We start from the raw sequence: 23,615 nt of genomic DNA, 5'->3' as shown, positions 1-23,615 counted from the left end.
GAACGAATGGCAAAACGAAAACGAAAAACAAAAGCAGACTGGAGAGTCCAATTAAAGTTTGAAATTATCGGACTTGTTTTACTTGTATTATCCATTGTTACGTTTGCTAAATTAGGAAGTGTCGGAGAGGTATTTGTGCTCTTTTTCCGATTTTTTCTAGGAGAATGGTATGTCGCTATAACCATTGGTGTATTTGTAACAGCGTTGTATACGATGATAAAACGTAAACTCCCATCATTTGTTTCACGAAGGCTGGTTGGGCTGTACTTATTTATATTTTCTTTCCTTTTACTTAGTCATCTACGACTATTTGAAAATCTAGCTGGTCAAGAAGGGTTTCAAGATCGCTCTGTTTTACGAAATACGTGGAATTTATATTGGTTGCAATTACATAATGAAGCACCGGTTGATGATTTCGGTGGGGGGATGATTGGTGCCCTTGGCTTTGCGTTAAGTCATTTTTTATTTGACTCAATTGGAACTTTTCTCATTTCCTTTTTTTGTATGGTTGTCGCCTTTTTATTAATAACAGGAAAATCACTATCAGAAGTGCTTGCTCAATCGTTTAGTAAAACATATGCATTTTTCCATAAGATGATAACAGGAATACGGGATGACATAACCGATTGGAGCACGAAGATTAAGGAACGATTACAAGAGCAAAAAGAACAAAGGAAAAAAGAAAAAGAACAACTAAAACAGCAAAGACAACAGCAAGCAGAGCTAAAACAACAACAAGCGCCTCTAGGTAAACATGATACGGAAATACCAGAAGTGGAAATTCGAGACTTTACAGCTTCACAAGTGTATAAAGAACAAAAGCAGGAGCAATTAACATTACCGTTACAAGATGAACAAGAACCGAAAAAACAAACGGATCAACAAGATGATAGCGACACAGAAGTTCTTTCGGTTGGACAACCTTTAGTCCAAAACGAGATAGAAAACAAAGATTATACATTGCCACCACTCGACTTGTTGAAAAGACCAAGTCAATCCCAAAGTAATGGTGGACAACATATTTTAGCAAGAGAAAATGCAAAAAAATTAAAACAAACATTAGATAGTTTTGGGGTAAAGGCGGAAGTGACAAAAGTTCATATTGGACCTGCGGTTACAAAATATGAAGTTCACCCAAATGTTGGAGTAAAGGTTAGTAAAATAGTCAATTTAACGGACGACTTAGCATTAGCACTTGCAGCAAAGGATATTAGAATTGAAGCACCAATCCCTGGAAAATCAGCCATTGGAATTGAAGTACCAAACCAAGAAGTGGCCATTGTTACATTAAGGGAAGTGTTGGACTCACCTGAAAGTCATTCAGAATCGAATGTTCTATCTGTAGCTCTAGGTCGTGATATTTCAGGGGAGCCAGTATTAGCATCCTTAAATAAAATGCCACATCTTTTAGTCGCTGGAGCAACAGGAAGCGGGAAAAGTGTTTGTATTAACGGGATAATTACTAGTATTTTACTGAAAGCAAAACCACATGAAGTAAAGCTTATTATGATTGACCCTAAAATGGTAGAACTTAACATGTATAATGGTATTCCACATTTATTAACCCCTGTTGTAACAGAGCCTAAAAAAGCGTCACAAGCGTTAAAAAAAGTTGTGAGTGAAATGGAGAGAAGGTATGAGCTCTTTTCTCACAGTGGTACGCGAAATATTGAAGGCTACAACGAACAAATTGTAAAGCAAAATGAGAAAGGTGAAGCAAAGCAACCGACTTTACCATATATTGTCGTCATTGTAGACGAGCTTGCCGATTTGATGATGGTTGCATCAGGAGACGTGGAAGATTCGATTACCCGTTTAGCTCAAATGGCAAGAGCCGCAGGTATTCATATGATTATAGCAACACAACGGCCTTCTGTTGATGTTATTACCGGGGTTATTAAAGCAAATATACCGTCAAGAATTGCGTTCGGTGTTTCTTCTCAAACAGACTCTAGAACGATTTTAGATGGCGGTGGCGCTGAGAAATTGTTAGGACGTGGAGATATGCTTTATTTACCTGTAGGGGCGTCAAAACCAACGCGTGTACAAGGTGCTTTTTTATCTGATGATGAAGTAGAGGAAGTTGTCGATTATGTTATTTCACAACAAAAAGCACAGTACCAAGAAGATATGACACCGACAGAGGAAGAAGTTCATGTACCAAATGAAAGTACAGATGAATTATATGATGATGCTGTGGAATTAGTCATGAACATGAATACAGCATCAGTGTCGATGTTGCAACGACGTTTTCGAATTGGCTATACGCGAGCAGCTAGGCTAATAGATGAAATGGAGGCAAGAGGGATTGTTGGTCCATATGAAGGTAGTAAACCTAGAGAAGTGTTAGTTGCAAAGCAAGAAGAAGAAGCATCATCACAATAGGGAGTGGAAAGCGTGGGGCAAATGGAGCATCCGTTACGAAACAAAATCATAGAGAGAGTAAAAAAGGACATTGAAAGTGGGGTTTATAAAGAAGGGGATAAGCTTCCTTCAGAGTTTGAACTCGCCAAACAACTTGAGGTAAGTCGCTCTACGATAAGAGAAGCGTTGCAATTTTTAGAAGAAGAAGGATTCGTAGTAAAGCGTCATGGTGTTGGGACGTTTGTTCATTCAAAACCATTATTTAGTTCTGGGATTGAAGAATTATACAGTGTGACTGATATGATAGTCAAAGGGAATAAAACGCCCGGTACCATTTTTCTTTCTTCGATTGAAATTGAAGCATTAGAAGAAGATGCATTACAGTTTACTGGATGTTCTTTCGACAATCTTATCGTAATGGAAAGAGTTCGTACTGCAAATGGTGAGCCTGTGGCGTACTGTATTGATAGAGCTCCAGCTCCATACTTACCGAATTTTTCGGTTCATGCGACTAAATCAATATATGAAATTCTTGAAGAAGAGGGACGAACGATTAGTTATGCGATAACCCATATTGAACCTGTAGGCTTTCATGAAGAGATATCCACGATTCTCCAATGTGATCCAAGTACGTCTCTCCTTTTATTAAAGCAAATGCATTACGATGACCACGATCGCCCGATTTTATATTCGTTAAACTATTTTCGTGCCGATAAATTTAAGTTTCATGTTGTTCGCAAAAGAAAAAAATCATCAGAGGAATAAAAACGCCAAGCTGTCGATGAAAATGATCGACAGCTTTTTTTAGGGGAGTGTTTTTGTGTCCTGATTTCACCTTGTAATGAAAAGGCTTATTCTGAAGTTGCATTCTTTTTGTTGATTTTCGATAAAAATGGTACAATAATCCAACTAACATATAGAATTTATGATATCGTAGTAGCTGGATGTATGTGGATTAAAAAAATGGTTAAAAGTATGTAAGATAGGATTATTATAAAGGAGGATGGAAATGCAAAGTCTGAAAGAACAAACGATGTCAGTTCAAGGTATTGATGTTCACGTTGTGAAAACGACCAAATATAAAACAAACACAATTGTATTACTTTGCAAAGCACCACTTGAAAAGGAAACGGTAACAAAGCGAGCGTTACTGCCGCACGTTTTACAAGCAGGAACCGAAAATTATCCAACAAGACAACGGATTCGAAACGAGTTAGACGAATTATATGGTGCTAGTTTGTCAGTTGATGTACAAAAAAAAGGTGAAAACCATATTATGATGTTTAAGATGGAAGTCGCCAACGAGAAATTTTTAAAGGATACGAGTCCACTTTTTGAAAAAGCAATCGCATTGCTTGCACAAGTTGTGTTACACCCAAAGAAAGATAATGACCAATTTGACCAAACGATCGTAGAAAATGAAAAGCGCTCGTTAAAACAAAGAATTCAATCTGTTTATGATGATAAAATGCGTTATGCAAACTTACGAATTACCGAAGAAATGTGCAAAGACGAACCTTTTGGGCTTTCGGTTTACGGGAATGAGGAATCGATTGATCCAGTCACTCCTGAACAACTATATTCGTATTATCAAGAGTTTCTACATAAAGATAAAATTGATTTATATGTCGTCGGTGATGTAGAAGAAACACAAGTGCAAGATGTAACAAAACAGTATTTTTCATTTCCAGAAGGAGATCGAAAACAGACGCCAGAAAAAGACCAACAACAGCGAGAAATAAAAGAAAAAGAAGTGTTTGATAAACAAGATGTTAAGCAAGGAAAATTACATTTAGGCTTCCGCACTCATACAACATTTGGGGATGATGATTATTTTGCGTTGCAAGTTTGCAATGGTTTATATGGTGGGTTTTCTCACTCGAAGCTATTTATTAATGTGAGAGAAAAAGAAAGCCTTGCTTATTATGCTGCCTCACGGTACGAAAGTCATAAAGGCATCCTTATGGTTATGTCTGGAATTGAATTTTCCAATTATGAAAAAGCGGTGTCTATCATTAAAGAACAAATGGAAGAAATGAAGGCTGGTCGTTTTTCAGAGGATGAAATTAATCAAACGAAGGCCATGATAAAAAACCAAATTCTTGAAACAGTCGATGTTCCAAGAGCTTTAGTTGAGTTACTTTACCATAATGTGGTCGCAAATAAACACCGGACAATTGAAGAGTGGTTAGAAGGAATTGATCGAGTAACAAAAGAAGATATTCAAAAAAGTGCCGAAAAGATTGAATTAGATACGATCTATTTCCTTAAAGGAAAGGAGGAGGCATAAATGGCGAAAGAAATTAAATTTGAACAATTACAGGAAAGTATCGTGCATGAAACTTTAGAAAACGGCTTACAAGTGTATGTACTTCCGAAACAGGATTTTAATAAAACATATGCCACTTTTACGACAAAATATGGTTCCATTGATAATCATTTTGTTCCCCTCGGTGGACAGGAACCAGTGCAAGTTCCTGATGGAATCGCCCATTTTCTAGAGCATAAAATGTTCGAAGATGAACAAGGGGATGTATTCCAAGATTTTAGTAAGCAAGGGGCTTCCGCCAATGCTTTTACAAGCTTTACTAGAACGGCTTATTTATTCTCAAGTACGACGAATGTAGAACAAAATCTAGATACCCTTCTTAATTTTGTACAACATCCTTATTTTACGGAAGAAAGTGTGGAAAAAGAAAAAGGTATTATCGGTCAAGAAATAACAATGTATGATGATAATCCTGACTGGCGGGTGTATTTTGGAACAATTGCGAATATGTTTCATCAACACCCAGTGAAAATCGATATTGCGGGTACAATTGATTCGATTTCTAATATTACGAAAGACATGTTATATCAATGCTATGAAACCTTTTATCACCCGAGTAACATGATTTTATTTGTTATTGGTCCAGTTGAACCAGCGAAAGTTATTGAACAAGTAAAAGAAAATCAAGCAAAAAAACAATTTAAAGATAAGCAAGAAATTAAACGGTTTTTCTCTGATGAACCAGAGGAAGTAGCCAAAGAAAAAGAAGTCATTACAATGAGTGTACAAACACCAAAATGTTTAGTGGGCTTTAAAGAGCATAATCCAACAAGGCAAGCAAATGAGTTATTAGAACGTGAATTAGGACTTAATATTCTTCTTGACTTGATGTTTGGTCAAAGTTCTTCGAATTATCAAACGTTATACGACGAAGGGTTAATCGATGAAACGTTTTCTTTTGATCATTCAGCGGAATTAGGATTTGGGTTTACGATTATAGGTGGAGATTCTAAAAAGCCTGATGCTTTAGCGAACCGACTTGAAGCGATGGTGAAAGACTTTGTATCATCACCACTAAATGAACAGGAAGTTGAACGAGTTCGCAAAAAGAAAATCGGCTCGTTTTTAAGGTCATTAAATTCACCAGAATATATCGCTAACCAATTTACAAGATATCAATTTAATGACATGAACTTGTTTGATATTGTTACAATGCTTGAACAATTATCCGTAGACACATTAACGGATATTATGAAGGACCATTTTTCGTTTTCACGTTTTACTGTATGTCAAATTAAACCTGAAGGATATACGGAGGCTTAAACGTTGAACGAATGGGTTCTTATTACAGGGGCAAGTGGAGAAATCGGTGCTGCTGTTGCTAAAAAAACAGCAGCAAGTGGGAAAAATGTGTATGTACACTATTTTAATAATATCGAAAATGCCAGGGTCGTAAAAAAAGAATGTGAGTTATTCGGAGTGAAAGTGAAGATAGTGCAAGCTGATTTATCAGAAGCTTCTGGAGTACCTACACTGTTAGCCCAACTAGACACACCTCCATCGACAATCATTCACAATAGTGGCAAAAGTTATGTGGGACTACTAACAGATATGGACAATGACTTCATTGCAAAAATGGTACAACTACAGTTAACATCACCGATGCAATTAACAAAAGCACTTGTACCTCCAATGGTACAACAAAAACAAGGAGACATTCTTGTCATTTCTTCTATATGGGGATTAACTGGTGCTTCTTGTGAAGTTGTTTATTCGGCTGTAAAAGGGGGGCTAAATACTTTCGTTAAAGCGTTAGCCAAAGAATTAGCCCCAAGTAATATTCGCGTGAACGGAGTGGCTCCAGGTGCCATTGAGACTAAAATGCTCCAATTTTTTAAGGATGAAGATAAAAGATTGATGCAAGAAGATATTCCCCTTGGAAGGCTTGGAAAACCCGAGGAAGTCGCAGACGTTGTTCAGTTTTTACTTTCTGAAAACGCTTCGTATATTCATGGTCAAATTATTTCGGTAAACGGTGGATGGTTTTGTTAATTTTGTTTATATGTTTGATAAATCATTAGTATAAATTCATCCATTTCAACGAAAAATACAAGCGAAGTCTAATTTAAGGAGGTAACATATATGTCTGTTTTAGATAACTGGGAGCAGTGGAAAGATTTCTTAGGTGATAGACTTCACCAAGCGAAAGCAGAGGGAATGAACCAAAATGTTATTAATGATGTTGCTTATCAAGTTGGTGAATATTTGGCGCAACAAGTGGAACCTAAAAACGAACAAGAGCGTGTCTTAGCTCAACTTTGGAATGTTGCATCAGAAGAAGAACAACACGCAATTGCCAACATGATGGTAAAACTTGTGCAAAACGAAGGTAACTAATGATGAAGAAGAGTGTCGGTTGAACGACACTCTTTTTTACACAATCGAGGCATATTTAAGAACAATGTAGACTTTCATTATTTTTTACGTTCTTACATTTCATTACATAATTATGTAGGAGTTTGTCAAATTATATAGAAACAAGGAATAATTACTTTTAATCAATATATAAATAGCGTAAAATGAAAGAAAATATATTGAATAGTCTTTTGCTTACATAAAGTATATTACATATGTAATATCTATTACCTTTTGGAGACTATAATCAAAAGGGGAGGGCAAAAATGAAAGAATGGTACTTAGAATATTTAATTCATAAAAACAGACCAGGCTTACTTGGTGATATTTCTTCATTACTAGGTATGCTCTCCATTAATATTGTTACAATAAATGGGGTAGAGGATAAACGAAGAGGGATGCTAATTCGCAGCAATAGTGATGACCAAATCAAACGGTTTAAAGGAATTCTTGAAACGATTGATAATATTACTGTAACAAAATTGCGTGAACCGAAAGTCCGTGATCGTTTAGCAATTCGTCATGGACGTTATATTGAAAGAGATGCAGACGATAAAAAAACGTTTCGGTTTGTTCGGGACGAATTAGGATTGCTTGTTGATTTTATGGCAGAACTTTTTAAAAAAAACCAGCATTATTTAGTTGGCATACGTGGGATGCCGCGGGTTGGGAAAACGGAATCAGTTGTAGCCGCTAGTGTATGTGCAAATAAGCGGTGGTCATTTTTATCTTCCACCTTATTAAGGCAAACAATACGAAGTCAACTTGCAGAAGATGAGTTAAGTGGAAATCATATTTACATTATTGACGGAATTGTATCAACGATGAGAGCAACAGAGAAGCATCGGAAATTAGTTGAGGATATTATGAATCACCCTGTAGTGAAGGTGGTCGAACATCCTGATATTTTTGTGAGAGAAACAGAATTTACGATGGATGATTTTGATTGCATTATTGAATTAAGAAACGATGAGAATGAAGAAATATCATATGATATTGTGGAATCAGGATTTTCTTCATTTGACATTAGTTAAAAGTTGGTAGGTGTTTACAATGTCAGAATTAGGTCAACGTTTAAAAGAGAGTAGAGAAGAAAAGGGAATGTCTTTAGATGACTTGCAGAAGTCAACGAAAATCCAAAGGCGGTATTTAGCTGCGATTGAGGAAGGTCGTTTTGATGCATTACCAGGGAAATTTTACGCCCGCGCTTTCGTAAAAAGTTATTCTGAAGCAGTTGGTTTGAATCCTGATGAAATATTTGAGCAATATCAAAGTGAACTCCCGAACCCTAGTCGAGAAGTAAAAGAACTTCCTTCTCGTGCAGAACGGACCGCTACAACGAAACGACGACCAGTTGCAACACACCGTTCAAAATTTGCAAAAATAATGCCAACATTAATGGCTGTTGTTTTTTTAGTAGTCATTGGTTCAGCTGTATGGTTATTACTTCAAGAAAACGGTAGTGACGGAGCAGCAGAAGGAGAAGAACCTCCAGCAAATGAAAATACATTAATTGAAGTTTCCCCAACCATTGATGAAGAACCTGAAGAAGAACCTGAAGAAGAACTAGAATCGGCACAAGACGAAGAGCCTGTTGAGGACGAAGAACCTGTTGAGGAGAATGAGCCAGAGGCCGAAGAAGAACAAGTGCTAGTTCAAGGAGAGACAAGAGGAAACAATACATTCTTTGCCTTAAGTGATACAGAACAATTTGAGGTGGATATTTCGTTTTCAGGTAGAAGTTACGTCGGTATAAAAAATACAAAAGGGAAAAGCTTTTATGGTCAAGAAGCTAATGATGGTGATGAATTAAATTACGATTTCACTGGAGAAGAAGAAATTGAATTTAATTTTGGTGATTCACGCTTTGTCACTTTAATCATTAATGGTGAAGAATTTGAATTTCCACAAGACCCAAACAAAACGGTTCACCAAAAAGTGACGATCTCTTTTGAGCCAACAAGTTAACTTTCGATAAAGGCCTCTTGAGAGGCCTTTTTGTTGTAGATTTATTACTTTTTTGTTTCATATGGTACAATATTAATACGTTGACATTGATTTCCTAACACAAAAAAATTAAGGGGGTTTTTGCTTATGTCGAAAGAACATTCCTTTGATATTGTTTCAGAGGTAAATATACAAGAGGTCGACAATGCCATTAGTCAAGCTTTGAAAGAAATTGTGACTCGTTATGATTTTAAAGGGTCAAAAAGTTCAATCGAAAGAACAGATAAAGAAAAGATAACCATTATTTCTGACGATGAGTATAAGCTTGAAAGTGTCATTGATATATTAAAAGGCAAGTTTATTAAGCGTGATTTGTCGCAAAAAGTATTGAACTTTGGTAAAATTGAAAAAGCCTCTGGTGGTACTGTTAGACAAGTAGCTACATTAGTGTCTGGGATTAGTAGTGAGCGAGCAAAAAAAATTACAACAGCTATCAAGAATTCAAAACTAAAAGTAAAAGCGCAAATCCAAAATGAGCAAATCCGTGTATCTGCAAAAAGTATTAATGACCTTCAAGAAGTGATTCAAATGGTCAAAGGATTAGACTTGGACTTCCCAGTTCAATTTGTAAATATGCGATAGTTCATCACTGTATTTTGTTATAGGGGGACCCTACGTGAACGTTCCAAATCAAATTACAATCTCAAGAATCTTTTTAATTCCTATTTTTATGGTGTTTTTGCTTGTGCCATTTCAAATGGGAAACATCAAATTAGTAGGTGTGGACATTCCAATTGAACACTTGATTGCAGCGATTGTCTTTATCATTGCTGCGGCTACTGATTGGTTGGATGGTTATTATGCACGCCGTTATCAGCTTGTTACAAACCTAGGGAAGTTTTTAGATCCACTAGCAGATAAGCTTTTAATTACTGCTGCTTTAATCTCTTTAGTAGAGTTGCAAATGATTGCTGCATGGATAGCCATTGTCATTATAAGTCGTGAATTTGCGGTTACGGGTATACGACTTGTAGCAGCAGCAGATGGGTCAGTGATTGCAGCGAGTTCGCTTGGAAAATTAAAAACGGTGTTTCAAATTATCGCCATTTCAGCCTTGATGTTACATAACTTTCCGTTTCAAGCTTTTTCGATTCCGTTTGCTTCAATTATGGTATGGGTGGCTACCATATTAACCATTATTTCTGGTATTGATTATTTCATTAAAAACAAGCATATATTGTTTGCCAAAAAATCGTAAATTGGAAAATATGTCAACATAAAAGCGTAGAGGTGAAGGATGAACGCTGAAATTATTGCTGTTGGTTCAGAGTTATTACTTGGTCAAATCACAAATACAAACGCCACGTTTCTATCGAAGGAACTTGCGGATTTAGGAATTAATGTCTATTATCATACTGTTGTTGGAGATAATGAAAAAAGACTGCTTCATGTTATTGAAACAGCTCAACAGCGTTCTGATGTCATTATTTTCACTGGTGGTTTAGGACCGACAAAAGATGATTTAACAAAAGAAATCGTCGCTAAAGTAGTGAAAAGAAATTTAGTATATGACGAAACTTCTCTTCAATTCATTGAAAATTTCTTTAAAGTTAGAAAAAAAACGATGTCCGAAAATAATAAAAAACAAGCGATTGTCATTGAAGATTCGGTCGTGCTAGAAAATCATACGGGATTAGCACCAGGAATGGCTTTTAAAGTTGATAATACTCATTATTTGTTATTTCCAGGTCCTCCCAACGAACTTAAACCAATGTTTTTACATGCGGGAACGAATTATTTAATGAAATATATTGATGAAATTATTCCGATTCAATCGCGTGTCCTTCGTTATTTTGGCATTGGGGAATCTCAGTTAGAATCAGACTTAGTTGATATTATTGAGAAACAGTCTAATCCAACGATTGCTCCATTAGCTGGAGACGGTGAAGTAACATTACGGTTAACCGTAAAGCATCATGACCAAAAAACGAGAGAATCGATGCTTGATGAAGTAGAAACTGAAATTAATGCTAGAGTAGGCTCCTTTTTTTATGGATATGATGAAACGTCATTACTGCAAGAAGTTGTGAAAGAACTAGTACAACATTCAGCAACAATAGCATGTGCTGAAAGCTTAACAGGTGGACGGTGCAGTGAACAATTAACATCTTTAGCTGGGGCATCCCGATATTACCGTGGAGGCATTGTAAGTTATGCAACAGACTGTAAAAAAAGTCTGCTCGGAGTTTCAGAACAGATGATACAACAATATGGTGTTGTTAGTGAACAAGTAGCGTTAGAAATGGCAAAACAAATTAGAACAATGGGCAAAGCAAATATAGGAATCAGCTTTACAGGAGTAGCTGGTCCAGACAAACAAGATGGTGTAGAAGTAGGAACCGTTTTTATTGGTATTTCAACTGAGACAACTAATAATGTTTATCCTTTGCATTTGTCCGGCACTCGCCAACAAATAAGAAATCGAGCTGTGAACTATGGATTTTATTATTTGTTGAAAGAAATGAAAAGGTGGAATTAAACAAAAATGAGTTATTTTACTTCGTTTGAAATATCGGATGTAGTGATGAAAGCCATTAAGGATATGGGATTTGAAGAACCTTCTCCTATACAGGAAAAAGCCATCCCGTTAATTTTAAAAGGTGGAGATGTCATCGGACAAGCTCAAACTGGGACAGGGAAAACCGCAGCATTTGGGATTCCTGTTATTGAAAAAGTGAAAGAAGAAGACCAGTTTATTCAGGCGATCATTTTAACGCCAACCCGTGAATTGGCTATTCAAGTATCTGGGGAACTTCAAAAATTATCAAAATACAAAAAGATTCGTACTCTTCCGATTTATGGTGGTCAATCCATTGGTCATCAAATTAAAGCACTAAAGCAAGGCGTTCATGTTGTCATTGGGACACCTGGACGAATTATGGACCACATAAGAAGAAAGACATTGAAATTGGATCGAATTCATACCGCAGTTTTGGATGAAGCGGATGAAATGCTTGATATGGGTTTTATTGATGATATTGAGGCTATTTTAAAACAAGCAAAAGGTGAAAGGCAGACATTGTTATTTTCTGCGACAATGCCACCACCTATCAAAAAATTATCTTATAAGTACATGCAAAATCCAGATGTCGTTTCCATCAATCGTGGTGAAGTAACGGCTCCTTCTATTGACCAAGTGTATTATAAAGTGTTAGAACGAAATAAGCTTGACTCGCTTTGTCGGATTATCGACAGTGAGGAAATTGAGCTCGGTATTCTTTTCTGCCGTACAAAAAAAGGTGTGGCAGAATTAACAGAGGCACTTCAAGCTAGAGGCTATATTGCGGATGGACTTCATGGTGATTTAACGCAAATGCAACGAGATAGTGTAATGAAGAAATTTCGCGATTCTACGATTGAGTTTTTAATCGCAACAGATGTTGCCGCTAGAGGAATTGATGTGGATAATGTAACACATGTCATTAACTATGATATTCCACAAGATCCTGAGAGTTATGTTCACCGTATTGGACGTACAGGACGAGCGGGTCGTAAAGGATTAGCTTTAACCCTTGTCACTCCGCGAGAAATGAAGCACTTACGATCTATTGAAGCAGAAATTAAAATGGCGATTCCTTCTTCTAATGTTCCAACGTTTGAAGAAGTTGTTGAAAAACAACAAGGATCATGGAAGAAACAAATTGAAGCCACTATTGTAGAAGGCCAAGATAACGAATTATTTCAAAATTTAACAAATGAACTCCTTGAAGAACATTCTCCACAATCAATTATTTCAGCTTTAATGAAAATTGCATTTGTGAATGATGCGGTCGGCGAAGATGATGGCTATAATTTCGGAGAAACCGGTGGCGCAAAAGGGATGGTCAGGTTCTTTATCAATGTCGGTAAAAATGTGAATATGAGTCCGAAAATATTAGTGGATGAAATTGCAGAGCTTGTAGGAATTCCTGGAAAAGCTATTGGTCGAATTGATATTTTTGATAAATTTACGTTTGTAGAAGTACCTGAAGAAGTGGCCCCGTTTGTTTATGAAGCCCTTCGTCATTCAAGAATCAATGGAGCAAGAATTAATCTTGAACCTGCTAAGCCAAGACCGAAGCGTGAACCTCGCTCGTTTAATAAGTAAAGACAGTCCAGGTAGAAGAAAGTCTACCTGGCTCTCTTTTTTTTTTGAAAGATGAGAAAGTATAAAATTTTTGGTCTAGCAGCGAAGCTTTGAAAGCTTATTCAAGAAGAGCGAAGGCTGCGCCCCTGCGCGTTTCACCCCAAGAAGAGCACTTGTGGTTCACTATCAAAAGCGGGCAGGGCTCCGCACTTCGTTTGAAAGAAAAGACCCAAGTGAATCAATCAACACTTGGGCGGGTTTATCGCGTTAGCAATTTTGTTGATTATGGTAAGTAAGCGGCCAGGAAAACCGTTATCTGTGAACATGGCTAGCGTTTGGAACGTTGGCGGACACTGGAGCAGTTAATCATAATATATCGCTAGGAATAGAGTGGCTTTTGCGTGAATAAGCGCTCCGGCGGCCGCTAAAAAACGGAAACCCGTATCATGTTCACAAATAACGGCTGCTCTGACCGCAAAAATGGGACATGGGATGTGTTTGTTGTTTCATCATACACTTCGCTTGAATGAAAAGATGCCCTCAGGTTTTCTTTATTTCATCCATAAACGTTTTGACATGGACAACGTTTTACTTTTTTCTTTAAAAATACGAATAAATGTTCGTAAAAACTATTGGCAAAATGACGAAAACGATGTATGATAGAGAAAGTTAAAAAAAGATTATACCTGCTTGCTAGATAGCAAGAAAAAATAGAGGAGAGATATAAATGAGTGATCGCAAAGCCGCATTAGATATGGCACTTCGACAAATAGAAAAGCAATTTGGAAAAGGTTCGATAATGAAGCTTGGGGAACATGCGGATCAACGTGTTTCTACAATGTCTAGTGGAGCATTAGCTTTAGACATTGCACTAGGTGTTGGTGGATATCCACGTGGCCGAATTATTGAAGTATACGGTCCAGAATCATCGGGTAAAACAACGGTTGCGCTTCATGCCATTGCGGAAACACAAAGAAACGGTGGGCAAGCGGCATTTATTGATGCTGAGCATGCACTTGATCCTGTTTATGCACAAAAATTAGGAGTAAATATTGACGAATTACTTTTATCTCAACCAGATACAGGAGAACAAGCTCTTGAAATCGCAGAAGCATTAGTACGAAGTGGAGCAGTCGATATTATTGTCATTGATAGTGTAGCAGCATTAGTGCCGAAAGCGGAAATCGAAGGGGAAATGGGAGATAGTCATGTAGGTTTACAAGCCCGATTAATGTCTCAAGCGTTAAGAAAACTTTCAGGTGCAATCAGTAAATCGAAAACATTGGCAATTTTCATTAACCAAATTCGTGAAAAAGTAGGGGTTATGTTTGGTAATCCTGAAACAACACCAGGTGGTCGTGCTTTAAAATTCTATTCTTCTGTTCGCCTAGAAGTTCGTCGTGCAGAAACACTTAAGCAAGGTAATGATATGGTCGGAAGTAAAACAAAAATTAAAGTTGTTAAAAACAAAGTCGCTCCTCCGTTTAAAACAGCTGAAGTTGATATTATGTATGGAGAAGGAATTTCACGAGAAGGTTCTATTTTAGATATAGGGTCTGAACTTGATATCGTTCAAAAAAGTGGAGCATGGTATTCATTTAATGAAGAACGATTAGGGCAAGGCCGTGAAAACGCAAAACAGTTTTTAAAAGAAAATGAATCGATCACAGAAACGATTGAAAATCAAATTCGAGCACACTTTGGCCTTGATGGTGAAATATTAGTTGAACCCGCGGGTGAACCAGAAGAATTTACAGATTTATTGTCAGGAAAAGAATAACCATAAAGATAGAAAAAAGTAGCGAATGTTAGTTCGCTACTTTTTTAGGCTGGATTTGAATCATTATTTCTAGTAGTGAGTTGAGTTAAAGCCACTCTAAGCGCCAACAGGCGGACCTAGGGAGACTGTAGCGTAATGGAACGAATAAAAACAACAAAGTATGAGATAGTAGCAAGCTCTAGTTTCATAATGTGTGAAGATTGTCAATGCTTGACAATCATTATATCCAACTATACAATTAAAAAGAATACGACTAAATGTCGTATTTCATAGTATTATTTTCTATTGTGTAAGTTCTTAATTCATATGAATGACATGAAATTTTATGGAACCAACAATTAGATAGCAAGAGGAGGTGAAAAGTATGGGTGATATTAACATTTTCATCATCATCTCCATTTTGCTTGTTGTCTCTGCAGGTAGTGCAGTTGTTGGATATCTTGTTAGAAAATCCATTGCTGAAGCGAAAATTTCTAGTGCGGAACATGCGGCAAAGCAAATTGTTGAAGATGCTAAGCGTGAAGCTGAAGCCGGTAAAAAGGAAGCGATCCTTGAGTCGAAAGATGAAGTTCATAAACTTCGAACAGAAGCTGAACGCGAGATTCGTGAACGTAGAAATGAGATTCAAAAACAAGAGAATCGTTTGGTACAAAAAGAAGAGGTCCTTGATCGGAAAAGTGAAACTCTAGACAAGAAAGAGGAATCTTTGGAAAAGAGAGAGGAATCTCTCGCCAAAAAACAACGACAAATTGAAGAGATGGATAGCAAAGTGGAGGAAATCTTGAACAAGCAACAGGCTGAACTGGAGCGAATTTCTGGATTTTCTCGTGACGATGCAAGAGAAGCACTTCGCCAAGAAGTTAAGCAAGAACTAACGCATGAAGTTGCTATTATGACAAAAGAGATTTTAACCCAGGCGAAGGAAGAAGCAGACAAGAAGGCGAAAGAAGTCCTATCACTTGCCATTCAACGTTGCTCAGCTGATCATGTAGCTGAAACAACGGTCTCTGTCGTAAGCTTACCAAATGATGAAATGAAAGGAAGAATTATCGGTCGCGAAGGAAGAAACATTCGTGCATTAGAAACGTTAACAGGAATTGATTTGATTATTGATGATACTCCTGAAGCAGTAATTCTTTCTGGATTTGACCCGATTCGTCGAGAAATCGCACGTACAGCTTTAGAGAAGCTAGTTCAAGATGGACGAATTCACCCTGCACGTATTGAGGAAATGGTTGATAAGTCACGTCGAGAAGTAGATGAAGCCATTCGTGAATACGGTGAGCAAACGACATTTGAAATGGGAATACATGGCTTACATCCTGACCTAATAAAAATATTAGGTAGACTCAAATTTAGAACAAGCTATGGACAAAATGTATTAAAGCATTCAATGGAAGTAGCATATCTAGCTGGTTTAATGGCTGCTGAACTTGGAGAAGATGTTCAGTTAGCGCGTCGTGCAGGTTTACTGCATGATATCGGGAAAGCAATTGACCATGAAGTTGAAGGAAGTCATGTAGAAATTGGTGTAGAACTAGCCACGAAATATCGAGAGCATCCTGTTGTTATTAACAGTATTGCTTCACATCATGGTGATACAGAGCCAACTTCGATTATTGCATCCCTTGTTGCAGCTGCAGATGCTTTAAGTGCAGCTCGACCAGGAGCGAGAAGAGAAACACTTGAAACATATATTCGACGATTAGAAAAACTTGAGGAAATCTCTGAATCGTTTGAAGGTGTCGAAAAAACATATGCGATTCAAGCAGGACGAGAAGTTCGAATTATGGTAAAGCCTGATCTTGTTGATGATGCACAAGCATTTAAACTTGCACGGGATATTACGAAGAAAATTGAAGATGAACTTGACTACCCTGGTCATATACGTGTGACGGTCATTCGTGAAACACGGGCAGTTGAGTATGCAAAATAAAGTGGTTATTTAACCACTTTATTTTTTTGACATTAATGAAAGTTAAAACTTTTGGTATAGCAGTGAGGCTTGGAAGTTTATTCAAGAAATTATGGGCAATGATTGAAAAATAAAGAAAAATTAATTATGATAAAGGTAATGGTAAAAAAAGGAGTCAAACAATGAAAATTTTATTTATCGGAGATGTTGTTGGTTCGCCCGGTCGGGAGATGGTGGAAGAGTATCTCCCAAAATTAAAGCGGAAATATCGACCAACATGTACGATCATAAATGGTGAAAACGCAGCAAATGGAAAAGGAATTACAGAAAAAATTTATAAAGGTTTTCTAGATGCAGGTGCACAAGCTGTCACACTAGGGAATCACACATGGGATAATCGAGAGATATTTGAGTTTATTGAAAGGGCACCTGCACTTGTCCGCCCTGCAAACTATCCAGAAGGAACACCAGGGCAAGGATATACAATTGTAAAAATAAATGATATGGAAGTTGCTGTTGTTAATTTAATGGGGAGAGCGTTTCTTCCACCAAATGATTGTCCTTTTACAAAAGCAGACGATATTTTGGCTGAAGTAGAAAAACGGACGCCGATTATTTTTGTAGATTTTCATGCAGAGGCCACAAGTGAAAAGATAGCAATGGGATGGTATTTAGATGGAAGAGTATCGGCGGTAGTTGGTACACACACCCATGTCCAAACGTCAGACGAAAGAATACTTCACAAAGGAACAGCTTATATTACAGACGTTGGTATGACAGGCCCATATGATGGGATTTTAGGAGTTGATCGTGAGCCTGTTTTGTATAAGTTCCTTACTAATTTGCCTGCACGCTTTGAAGTAGCAAAAGGTCGTACCCAATTAAACGGTGTTGTCATCACGATTAATGACAAGTCAGGGTTAGCTACGGCTATTGAACGTATCGTAATTAATGATGACAAACCATTATTTGAGTAAAGAAAATTAGAATATTTAGAAAATATCCTTTTTGATGCAGGAATATTGATGTATTTCGTGAATATAGTATGTAAGCAGCACTATTCATCACTAAGGAGGTTCAAGAAATGGAAATATTAAAAGTTTCAGCAAAATCTACACCTAATTCAGTTGCAGGGGCTCTAGCTGGAGTAATCCGCGAAAGAGGCGCAGCAGAAATTCAAGCCATTGGAGCAGGAGCACTAAATCAATCAATAAAAGCAATTGCAATTGCAAGAGGTTTTGTAGCCCCTAGTGGTATTGATTTAGTTTGTGTACCCGCTTTTACTGACATTCAAATCGATGGTGAAGAACGTACTGCGATCAAATTAATTGTAGAACCAAGATAATCGGATACACCTGTTTACTCAAACATAGTAAACGGGTCTTTTTTTTGATTTTTTTCGTTATAAGTTTCATTTACAAGGACAGGATAACAAATAAGAACAATTTTTCAATTGTTAAGTTGAAGTTTATGTATTTTTAAAGGATATTTATAAGAAAATATATACATCGATAATTTTGTCACTATTTTGTAATAAAATGTTGCATACCTATTGATTTTTGCTGAACATAGGTCTATTATTAGAATCGTTTAGTAGATATTTTTAATTAGAGTACAATGTGTTGTTTATTGCAAGTAATTCTAGTGAATTACTTGGAAATATGTTATTCTTATAGAAGTACAACCATTGCTATTTTTTTAAAACGCCAAAGGGGTGGAGAATAATGATCAATCAACTTTCTTGGAAAGTTGGCGGACAGCAAGGGGAAGGTATTGAAAGTACCGGAGAAATCTTTGCTATTGCATTAAATCGACTAGGATACTATTTATACGGTTATCGTCACTTTTCTTCCCGTATCAAAGGAGGACATACGAATAACAAAATTCGTGTAAGTACAACTCCTCTTAATGCTATTTCTGATGATTTAGATATTTTAGTTGCGTTTGACCAAGAAACAATTGATGTCAATGTCCATGAGTTACGTGAAGGTGGAATTGTTGTTGCCGATGCGAAGTTTAACCCGACGATACCAGAGGGTACGAAAGCAACGTTGTATGCGGTTCCATTTACTGAAATTGCAAATGAATTAGGCACATCGCTAATGAAAAACATGGTTGCGGTTGGTGCGTCAAGTGCGATTTTAGGATTGTCACCAGAAGGGTACCGTCCAGTTGTTGAAGGCATTTTCAAGAAAAAAGGGATGTCTGTTGTTGAGAAAAACATGGAAGCTATTAAAGCTGGAGCTGAGTTTTTCAAAAAAGAAGCGGCTGACCAAATTGGTGATTTCTATTTAGCAGAAGCTGATGGAAAAAAACGTATGTTTTTAATTGGAAACGATGCAATTGCTATGGGAGCTGTAGCAGCGGGTTGTCGTTTTATGCCAGCATACCCGATTACACCTGCATCTGAGATTATGGAATATTTAATTAAAAAACTTCCTGAGTTTGGTGGAACAGTTATCCAAACTGAAGATGAAATTGCTGCATGTACAATGGCTATTGGCGCAAACTATGCCGGTGTTCGTACATTAACAGCATCTGCAGGTCCTGGATTGTCATTAATGGCAGAAGCATTAGGTTTATCTGGTATAACAGAAACACCGCTTGTTGTTGTAAATACTCAACGTGGTGGTCCAAGTACGGGACTTCCAACAAAACAAGAGCAATCTGATTTAATGGCTATGTTGTATAGTACGCATGGAGATATTCCAAAAGTGGTTATGTGCCCGAGTACTGTAGAAGAAGCTTTTTATGACACGGTAGAAGCTTTTAATATTGCAGAAGAATATCAATGTCCTGTTATTTTAGTGACTGACCTTGCATTATCATTAGGTAAGCAAACGGTTGAGCCGTTAGACTACAGTAAAGTTGAGATTCGCCGTGGTAAGCTTGATTTAGCTGCCGAGTTACCAGAACGTGTTGATGGAGAGTATTATAAACGTTATGAAGTAACAGAGGATGGGGTATCTCCTCGCGTTATTCCTGGTATGAAAAATGGTATCCATCATGTTACCGGTGTTGAGCACGATCAAACGGGTAAACCGTCTGAAAGTCCTGAAAACAGGGTAGCACAAATGGACAAGCGACTTCGAAAATTAAATGATCTTCATTTAAAATATGATACACCTGTTTATTCGAATGCACCACATGAAGAAGCAGACTTACTCATTGTTGGAATCAATTCAACTCGTGGAACGATTAATGAAGCGATGCCTCGTCTTGAAGCAGATGGTATTAAAGTAAACCATGCTCAAATTCGTTTGCTTCACCCATTCCCAACGGAAGAATTGCAACCATTAATGGACAAAGCAAAAAAAGTAGTTGTTGTTGAAAACAATGGTACAGCTCAATTGGCAAACATCATCAAAATGAATGTTGGCGGAACGAAAATTGAAAGCTTACTTAAGTATGACGGTAATCCTTTCCTACCATCTGACATTCATACTCAATGCAAGGAGTTGGTCTAAATGGCAACTTTTAAGGATTTTAGAAATAAAGTAAAACCAAACTGGTGTCCAGGGTGTGGAGACTTTTCAGTTCAAGCAGCCATTCAACGTGCAGCAGCAAACGTTGGTTTACAGCCTGATAATTTAGCTGTTGTATCTGGAATTGGATGTTCTGGGCGTATTTCTGGATATATTAATTCATACGGGTTCCACGGTGTTCATGGTCGTGCACTTCCAATTGCTCAAGGTGTTAAAATGGCCAATCGTGAATTAACAGTTATTGCTTCTGGTGGAGATGGGGACGGATTTGCGATTGGTATGGGTCATACGATTCATTCTATTCGTCGTAACATTGACATTACGTATATTGTTATGGACAACCAAATTTATGGTTTAACAAAAGGTCAAACATCACCACGTAGTGAAATGGGCTTTAAAACAAAAAGTACACCAGGCGGTTCGATTGAGTCAGCATTAAATGTTATGGAAACTGCTTTAACAGCGGGTGCGACTTTTGTTGCTCAAAGTTTCTCTAGTGACTTAAAAGAGTTAACATCGTTAATCGAACAAGGAATTAATCATAAAGGCTTCTCACTTATTAATGTATTCAGTCCATGTGTTACGTTTAATAAAGTAAACACATATGACTGGTTTAAAGAAAATCTTGTGAAGTTGTCTGATATTGAAGGATATGACCCGAACAATAGAATGACAGCAATGCAAACATTAATGGAAAACAACGGATTAGTTACAGGATTAATTTACCAAGATACAGAAAAGAAATCATACCAAGACTTAGTAATTGGTTATGATGAAAAATCATTAGCTGCCCAAGACTTGTCATTAGATGAAGAAAAATTCAACCAGTTAATGGAAGAGTTCATGTAAGTTTTTAAATAAAAAGCGCCATGTTTGGCGCTTTTTTCATTTGTTGTAACAAATCTATCACGAAATCGTATTGTTTGTTTATAGATTGAGGTTTATAATGGGTAGTTGTATGTTTACAATAGACTAATAAGCAATGAAAGAAGAAAGGAGCTTGTTATGAACGAAGATCAACGCTTAGGTAAGATAACTAATACTGATGAAGATGTTACACAGGACTTAAAATCCTCGAGTAACAAAAAGGATTATAGTCAGTATTTTGATTTTACAAAAGCAAAAATAGAAACAAAAGATGATGGTAGTAAAACATTACGTATTAATGGAAGAGACATATTAATTAAAGAACAGCCTGATTATAAAGAAGGAAAACGTCGTGGGAAAGAAGAAACGAAAATCTTAAGTTATGAAATTCCACCTGAAATGAAAACAATCGGAAAAGGAAAAACGTTTTTAGTGAGAACGTACGGTTGTCAAATGAACTATCATGACACGGAAAACATGGCTGGGATTTTACTCGAGATGGGTTTTACTGAAACTGAAGATACAAATACAGCAGATATTATCTTATTAAACACATGTGCAATTCGTGAAAATGCAGAGAATAAAGTATTTGGTGAAATCGGGAACTTGAAACCTTTGAAAATAGAGCGTCCAGAATTAATCATTGGTGTTTGCGGCTGTATGTCGCAGGAAGAAGCGGTCGTTAATCGGATTATGCAAAAACACCAGCATATTGATTTGATTTTCGGAACACATAATATTCATCGTCTCCCTCATTTACTTCAAGAAGCAATTTTTGGAAAAGAAATGGTGATTGAAGTATGGTCAAAAGAAGGAGACATTGTTGAAAACCTACCGCGAGCACGGCAAGGGAACACGCAAGCATGGGTTAATATTATGTATGGTTGCGATAAATTTTGTACGTATTGTATCGTCCCCTATACACGTGGAAAAGAGCGGAGTCGTTTGCCAGAAGATGTCATTGCTGAAGTTCGCGATTTAGCTCGCCAAGGTTATAAAGAGATTACGTTACTTGGTCAAAATGTGAATGCATATGGAAAAGACTTGGACCAGAATTATGGTTTAGGAGATTTGATGGACGAACTGCGTACCATTGACATTCCGAGAATTCGCTTCACAACAAGCCATCCTCGCGACTTTGATGATAGACTCATTGAAGTATTAGCAAAAGGTGGAAATATGGTTGAACATATTCATCTCCCTGTGCAGCATGGGAACTCTGAAATCTTAAAATTAATGGCACGAAAATATACGAGAGAACAGTATATTGAGCTTGCTTCAAAAATTAAGACGGCCATTCCAAATGCTTCATTTACGACTGATTTAATTGTCGGTTTTCCTAATGAAACGGAAGAGCAATTTGAAGAAACATTATCACTTGTTAAAGAAATTGAATTTGATAGTGCATATACGTACATTTATTCTCCACGTGAAGGAACACCAGCTGCAAAAATGGAAGACAATGTACCGTTAGAAGTGAAAAAGCAACGTTTAGCACGCTTAAATGCACTTGTAAATGAAATATCAGCGAAGAAAAATGTGGAATATCAAGACAAAGTTGTAGAAGTTCTCGTTGAAGGTGAAAGTAAAAAGAATCCAGATGTGTTATCTGGAAGAACGAGAACTAACCGATTAGTCAACTTTAAAGCATCTAAATCAGTGATCGGTGAAATCGTTTATGTGAAAATAACAGATGCCAAAACATGGTCTTTAAATGGAGAATTGGTAGAAGTAGCAGAGGTGAAATAGATGGGGAACTATACAAAAGATGAAATTATGAATAAAGCGAGAGAATTAGCAAAAATGATCGCTGAAACTGAAGAAGTTGATTTTTTTAAACAAGCTGAAAAGCAAATTAATGAAAATATTAAAGTGCAAGAAATTATCGGCAAAATTAAAAAAGAACAAAAAGAAGCAGTAAATCTTCAACATTACGGCAAATCTGAAGCTTTAAAAAAAGTAGAAGAGCGTATTGACCAATTACAAGATGAAATTGATGATATTCCGCTTGTGCAGCAATTTAAACAAAGTCAAACTGAAGTTAATCAATTGTTGCAACTTGTATCTGTAACGATATCTGATACGGTTACGGACGAAATCATTAAAGCAATGGATGGCGATTTATTAAAAGGAACAACAAAAAAAAATCCGTTTGATGGTTGCGGCCATTAATTCGACTAAAAGCAAGGATTAGACAATTCTAATTCTTGCTTTTTCCATTGTTTAGGAAACTATAAAATAGTCGACCTGTGGATTACAATGCGCTTATAGATTCTTAGAATGAATTAGAGGTTTGGGGTACTATGATACAAGCGATTTTGTTGTTTGTGGTAATTTAAGCGGCCATGAAAACCGTTATTTGTGAACATTGCTAGCGTTTTGGAACATTGGTGGACACAGGAGCAGTTAATCATAATATATCGCTCGGAATAGCGTTGATTTTGCGT

At 36.9% G+C, this 23,615-nt stretch carries 20 protein-coding genes; all 20 read left to right on the top strand.

Annotated elements, in window-relative coordinates:
• The first annotated feature begins 6 nt into the window (after positions 1–6).
• Positions 7–2,385, top strand: a complete 2,379-nt coding sequence (locus tag T323_RS0116370) for a DNA translocase FtsK (RefSeq protein WP_026674225.1) — start codon at positions 7–9, stop codon at positions 2,383–2,385.
• A 21-nt stretch (positions 2,386–2,406) separates the two neighbouring features.
• A complete protein-coding gene (locus T323_RS0116365; protein WP_035179188.1) occupies positions 2,407–3,129 on the top strand; it encodes a GntR family transcriptional regulator in 723 nt (240 codons plus the stop codon).
• A gap of 244 nt (positions 3,130–3,373) precedes the next feature.
• Positions 3,374–4,654, top strand: a complete 1,281-nt coding sequence (gene yfmF, locus T323_RS0116360; RefSeq protein WP_026674223.1) for an EF-P 5-aminopentanol modification-associated protein YfmF — start codon at positions 3,374–3,376, stop codon at positions 4,652–4,654.
• Positions 4,655–5,956 carry an EF-P 5-aminopentanol modification-associated protein YfmH gene (gene yfmH, locus T323_RS0116355; RefSeq protein WP_026674222.1) on the top strand — a complete coding sequence of 434 codons (1,302 nt, stop codon included), beginning with the start codon at positions 4,655–4,657 and terminating at the stop codon, positions 5,954–5,956.
• Between the two features lie 3 nt (positions 5,957–5,959).
• Positions 5,960–6,685 carry an elongation factor P 5-aminopentanone reductase gene (gene ymfI / locus T323_RS0116350; protein ID WP_026674221.1) on the top strand — a complete coding sequence of 242 codons (726 nt, stop codon included), beginning with the start codon at positions 5,960–5,962 and terminating at the stop codon, positions 6,683–6,685.
• A 90-nt stretch (positions 6,686–6,775) separates the two neighbouring features.
• On the top strand, positions 6,776–7,030 hold the full coding sequence (locus T323_RS0116345) for a DUF3243 domain-containing protein (RefSeq protein ID WP_026674220.1): 255 nt from the start codon (positions 6,776–6,778) through the stop codon (positions 7,028–7,030).
• 284 nt (positions 7,031–7,314) lie between these two features.
• Complete coding sequence (locus T323_RS0116340) at positions 7,315–8,082, top strand: DUF3388 domain-containing protein (protein WP_026674219.1); 768 nt, start codon at positions 7,315–7,317, stop codon at positions 8,080–8,082.
• A gap of 19 nt (positions 8,083–8,101) precedes the next feature.
• A complete protein-coding gene (locus T323_RS0116335) occupies positions 8,102–9,016 on the top strand; it encodes a helix-turn-helix domain-containing protein (protein ID WP_026674218.1) in 915 nt (304 codons plus the stop codon).
• Between the two features lie 126 nt (positions 9,017–9,142).
• Entirely contained in the window at positions 9,143–9,637 is a 495-nt protein-coding gene (locus tag T323_RS0116330; protein WP_026674217.1) for a YajQ family cyclic di-GMP-binding protein, read from the top strand.
• 34 nt (positions 9,638–9,671) lie between these two features.
• The gene (gene pgsA, locus T323_RS0116325; protein ID WP_026674216.1) at positions 9,672–10,253 is read left to right on the top strand and encodes a CDP-diacylglycerol--glycerol-3-phosphate 3-phosphatidyltransferase; all 582 of its coding nucleotides are present in this window, start codon (positions 9,672–9,674) and stop codon (positions 10,251–10,253) included.
• 39 nt (positions 10,254–10,292) lie between these two features.
• A complete protein-coding gene (locus T323_RS0116320; RefSeq protein WP_026674215.1) occupies positions 10,293–11,534 on the top strand; it encodes a competence/damage-inducible protein A in 1,242 nt (413 codons plus the stop codon).
• Positions 11,535–11,540: 6 nt separating this feature from the next.
• Positions 11,541–13,142 carry a DEAD/DEAH box helicase gene (locus T323_RS0116315; protein WP_026674214.1) on the top strand — a complete coding sequence of 534 codons (1,602 nt, stop codon included), beginning with the start codon at positions 11,541–11,543 and terminating at the stop codon, positions 13,140–13,142.
• Positions 13,143–13,848: 706 nt separating this feature from the next.
• On the top strand, positions 13,849–14,901 hold the full coding sequence (gene recA, locus T323_RS0116310) for a recombinase RecA (protein WP_026674213.1): 1,053 nt from the start codon (positions 13,849–13,851) through the stop codon (positions 14,899–14,901).
• A 364-nt stretch (positions 14,902–15,265) separates the two neighbouring features.
• Entirely contained in the window at positions 15,266–16,837 is a 1,572-nt protein-coding gene (gene rny / locus T323_RS0116305) for a ribonuclease Y (RefSeq protein WP_035179055.1), read from the top strand.
• Positions 16,838–16,998: 161 nt separating this feature from the next.
• Positions 16,999–17,793 carry a 2',3'-cyclic-nucleotide 2'-phosphodiesterase gene (ymdB, locus tag T323_RS0116300; protein ID WP_026674211.1) on the top strand — a complete coding sequence of 265 codons (795 nt, stop codon included), beginning with the start codon at positions 16,999–17,001 and terminating at the stop codon, positions 17,791–17,793.
• Between the two features lie 107 nt (positions 17,794–17,900).
• Positions 17,901–18,161 carry a stage V sporulation protein S gene (locus T323_RS0116295; RefSeq protein ID WP_026674210.1) on the top strand — a complete coding sequence of 87 codons (261 nt, stop codon included), beginning with the start codon at positions 17,901–17,903 and terminating at the stop codon, positions 18,159–18,161.
• A gap of 379 nt (positions 18,162–18,540) precedes the next feature.
• Positions 18,541–20,283 carry a 2-oxoacid:acceptor oxidoreductase subunit alpha gene (locus T323_RS0116290; RefSeq protein WP_026674209.1) on the top strand — a complete coding sequence of 581 codons (1,743 nt, stop codon included), beginning with the start codon at positions 18,541–18,543 and terminating at the stop codon, positions 20,281–20,283.
• Entirely contained in the window at positions 20,284–21,150 is an 867-nt protein-coding gene (locus T323_RS0116285; RefSeq protein WP_026674208.1) for a 2-oxoacid:ferredoxin oxidoreductase subunit beta, read from the top strand.
• A gap of 156 nt (positions 21,151–21,306) precedes the next feature.
• Positions 21,307–22,917, top strand: a complete 1,611-nt coding sequence (gene miaB / locus T323_RS0116280; protein WP_026674207.1) for a tRNA (N6-isopentenyl adenosine(37)-C2)-methylthiotransferase MiaB — start codon at positions 21,307–21,309, stop codon at positions 22,915–22,917.
• Positions 22,918–23,340 carry a YlbF/YmcA family competence regulator gene (locus T323_RS0116275; protein ID WP_026674206.1) on the top strand — a complete coding sequence of 141 codons (423 nt, stop codon included), beginning with the start codon at positions 22,918–22,920 and terminating at the stop codon, positions 23,338–23,340.
• Positions 23,341–23,615: the final 275 nt, after the last annotated feature.

It is taken from the genome of Alkalihalobacillus bogoriensis ATCC BAA-922, from assembly GCF_000621445.1.
Classification (GTDB): Bacteria; Bacillota; Bacilli; order Bacillales; family Bacillaceae_F; genus Bacillus_AO; species Bacillus_AO bogoriense.
This window is presented reverse-complemented; position numbering and strand designations above follow the sequence as displayed.

Excerpts from the sequence above, each read along its gene's own strand:
- T323_RS0116275 (WP_026674206.1), top strand. The coding sequence starts at position 22,918 with ATGGGGAACTATACAAAAGATGAAATTATGAATAAAGCGAGAGAATTA.
- T323_RS0116290 (WP_026674209.1), top strand. The coding sequence starts at position 18,541 with ATGATCAATCAACTTTCTTGGAAAGTTGGCGGACAGCAAGGGGAAGGT.
- T323_RS0116345 (WP_026674220.1), top strand. The coding sequence starts at position 6,776 with ATGTCTGTTTTAGATAACTGGGAGCAGTGGAAAGATTTCTTAGGTGAT.
- T323_RS0116365 (WP_035179188.1), top strand. The coding sequence starts at position 2,407 with ATGGAGCATCCGTTACGAAACAAAATCATAGAGAGAGTAAAAAAGGAC.
- T323_RS0116315 (WP_026674214.1), top strand. The coding sequence starts at position 11,541 with ATGAGTTATTTTACTTCGTTTGAAATATCGGATGTAGTGATGAAAGCC.
- T323_RS0116285 (WP_026674208.1), top strand. The coding sequence starts at position 20,284 with ATGGCAACTTTTAAGGATTTTAGAAATAAAGTAAAACCAAACTGGTGT.
- T323_RS0116370 (WP_026674225.1), top strand. The coding sequence starts at position 7 with ATGGCAAAACGAAAACGAAAAACAAAAGCAGACTGGAGAGTCCAATTA.
- T323_RS0116320 (WP_026674215.1), top strand. The coding sequence starts at position 10,293 with ATGAACGCTGAAATTATTGCTGTTGGTTCAGAGTTATTACTTGGTCAA.
- T323_RS0116340 (WP_026674219.1), top strand. The coding sequence starts at position 7,315 with ATGAAAGAATGGTACTTAGAATATTTAATTCATAAAAACAGACCAGGC.
- miaB (WP_026674207.1), top strand. The coding sequence starts at position 21,307 with ATGAACGAAGATCAACGCTTAGGTAAGATAACTAATACTGATGAAGAT.
- yfmH (WP_026674222.1), top strand. The coding sequence starts at position 4,655 with ATGGCGAAAGAAATTAAATTTGAACAATTACAGGAAAGTATCGTGCAT.
- rny (WP_035179055.1), top strand. The coding sequence starts at position 15,266 with ATGGGTGATATTAACATTTTCATCATCATCTCCATTTTGCTTGTTGTC.
- T323_RS0116330 (WP_026674217.1), top strand. The coding sequence starts at position 9,143 with ATGTCGAAAGAACATTCCTTTGATATTGTTTCAGAGGTAAATATACAA.
- yfmF (WP_026674223.1), top strand. The coding sequence starts at position 3,374 with ATGCAAAGTCTGAAAGAACAAACGATGTCAGTTCAAGGTATTGATGTT.
- T323_RS0116335 (WP_026674218.1), top strand. The coding sequence starts at position 8,102 with ATGTCAGAATTAGGTCAACGTTTAAAAGAGAGTAGAGAAGAAAAGGGA.
- recA (WP_026674213.1), top strand. The coding sequence starts at position 13,849 with ATGAGTGATCGCAAAGCCGCATTAGATATGGCACTTCGACAAATAGAA.
- T323_RS0116295 (WP_026674210.1), top strand. The coding sequence starts at position 17,901 with ATGGAAATATTAAAAGTTTCAGCAAAATCTACACCTAATTCAGTTGCA.
- ymdB (WP_026674211.1), top strand. The coding sequence starts at position 16,999 with ATGAAAATTTTATTTATCGGAGATGTTGTTGGTTCGCCCGGTCGGGAG.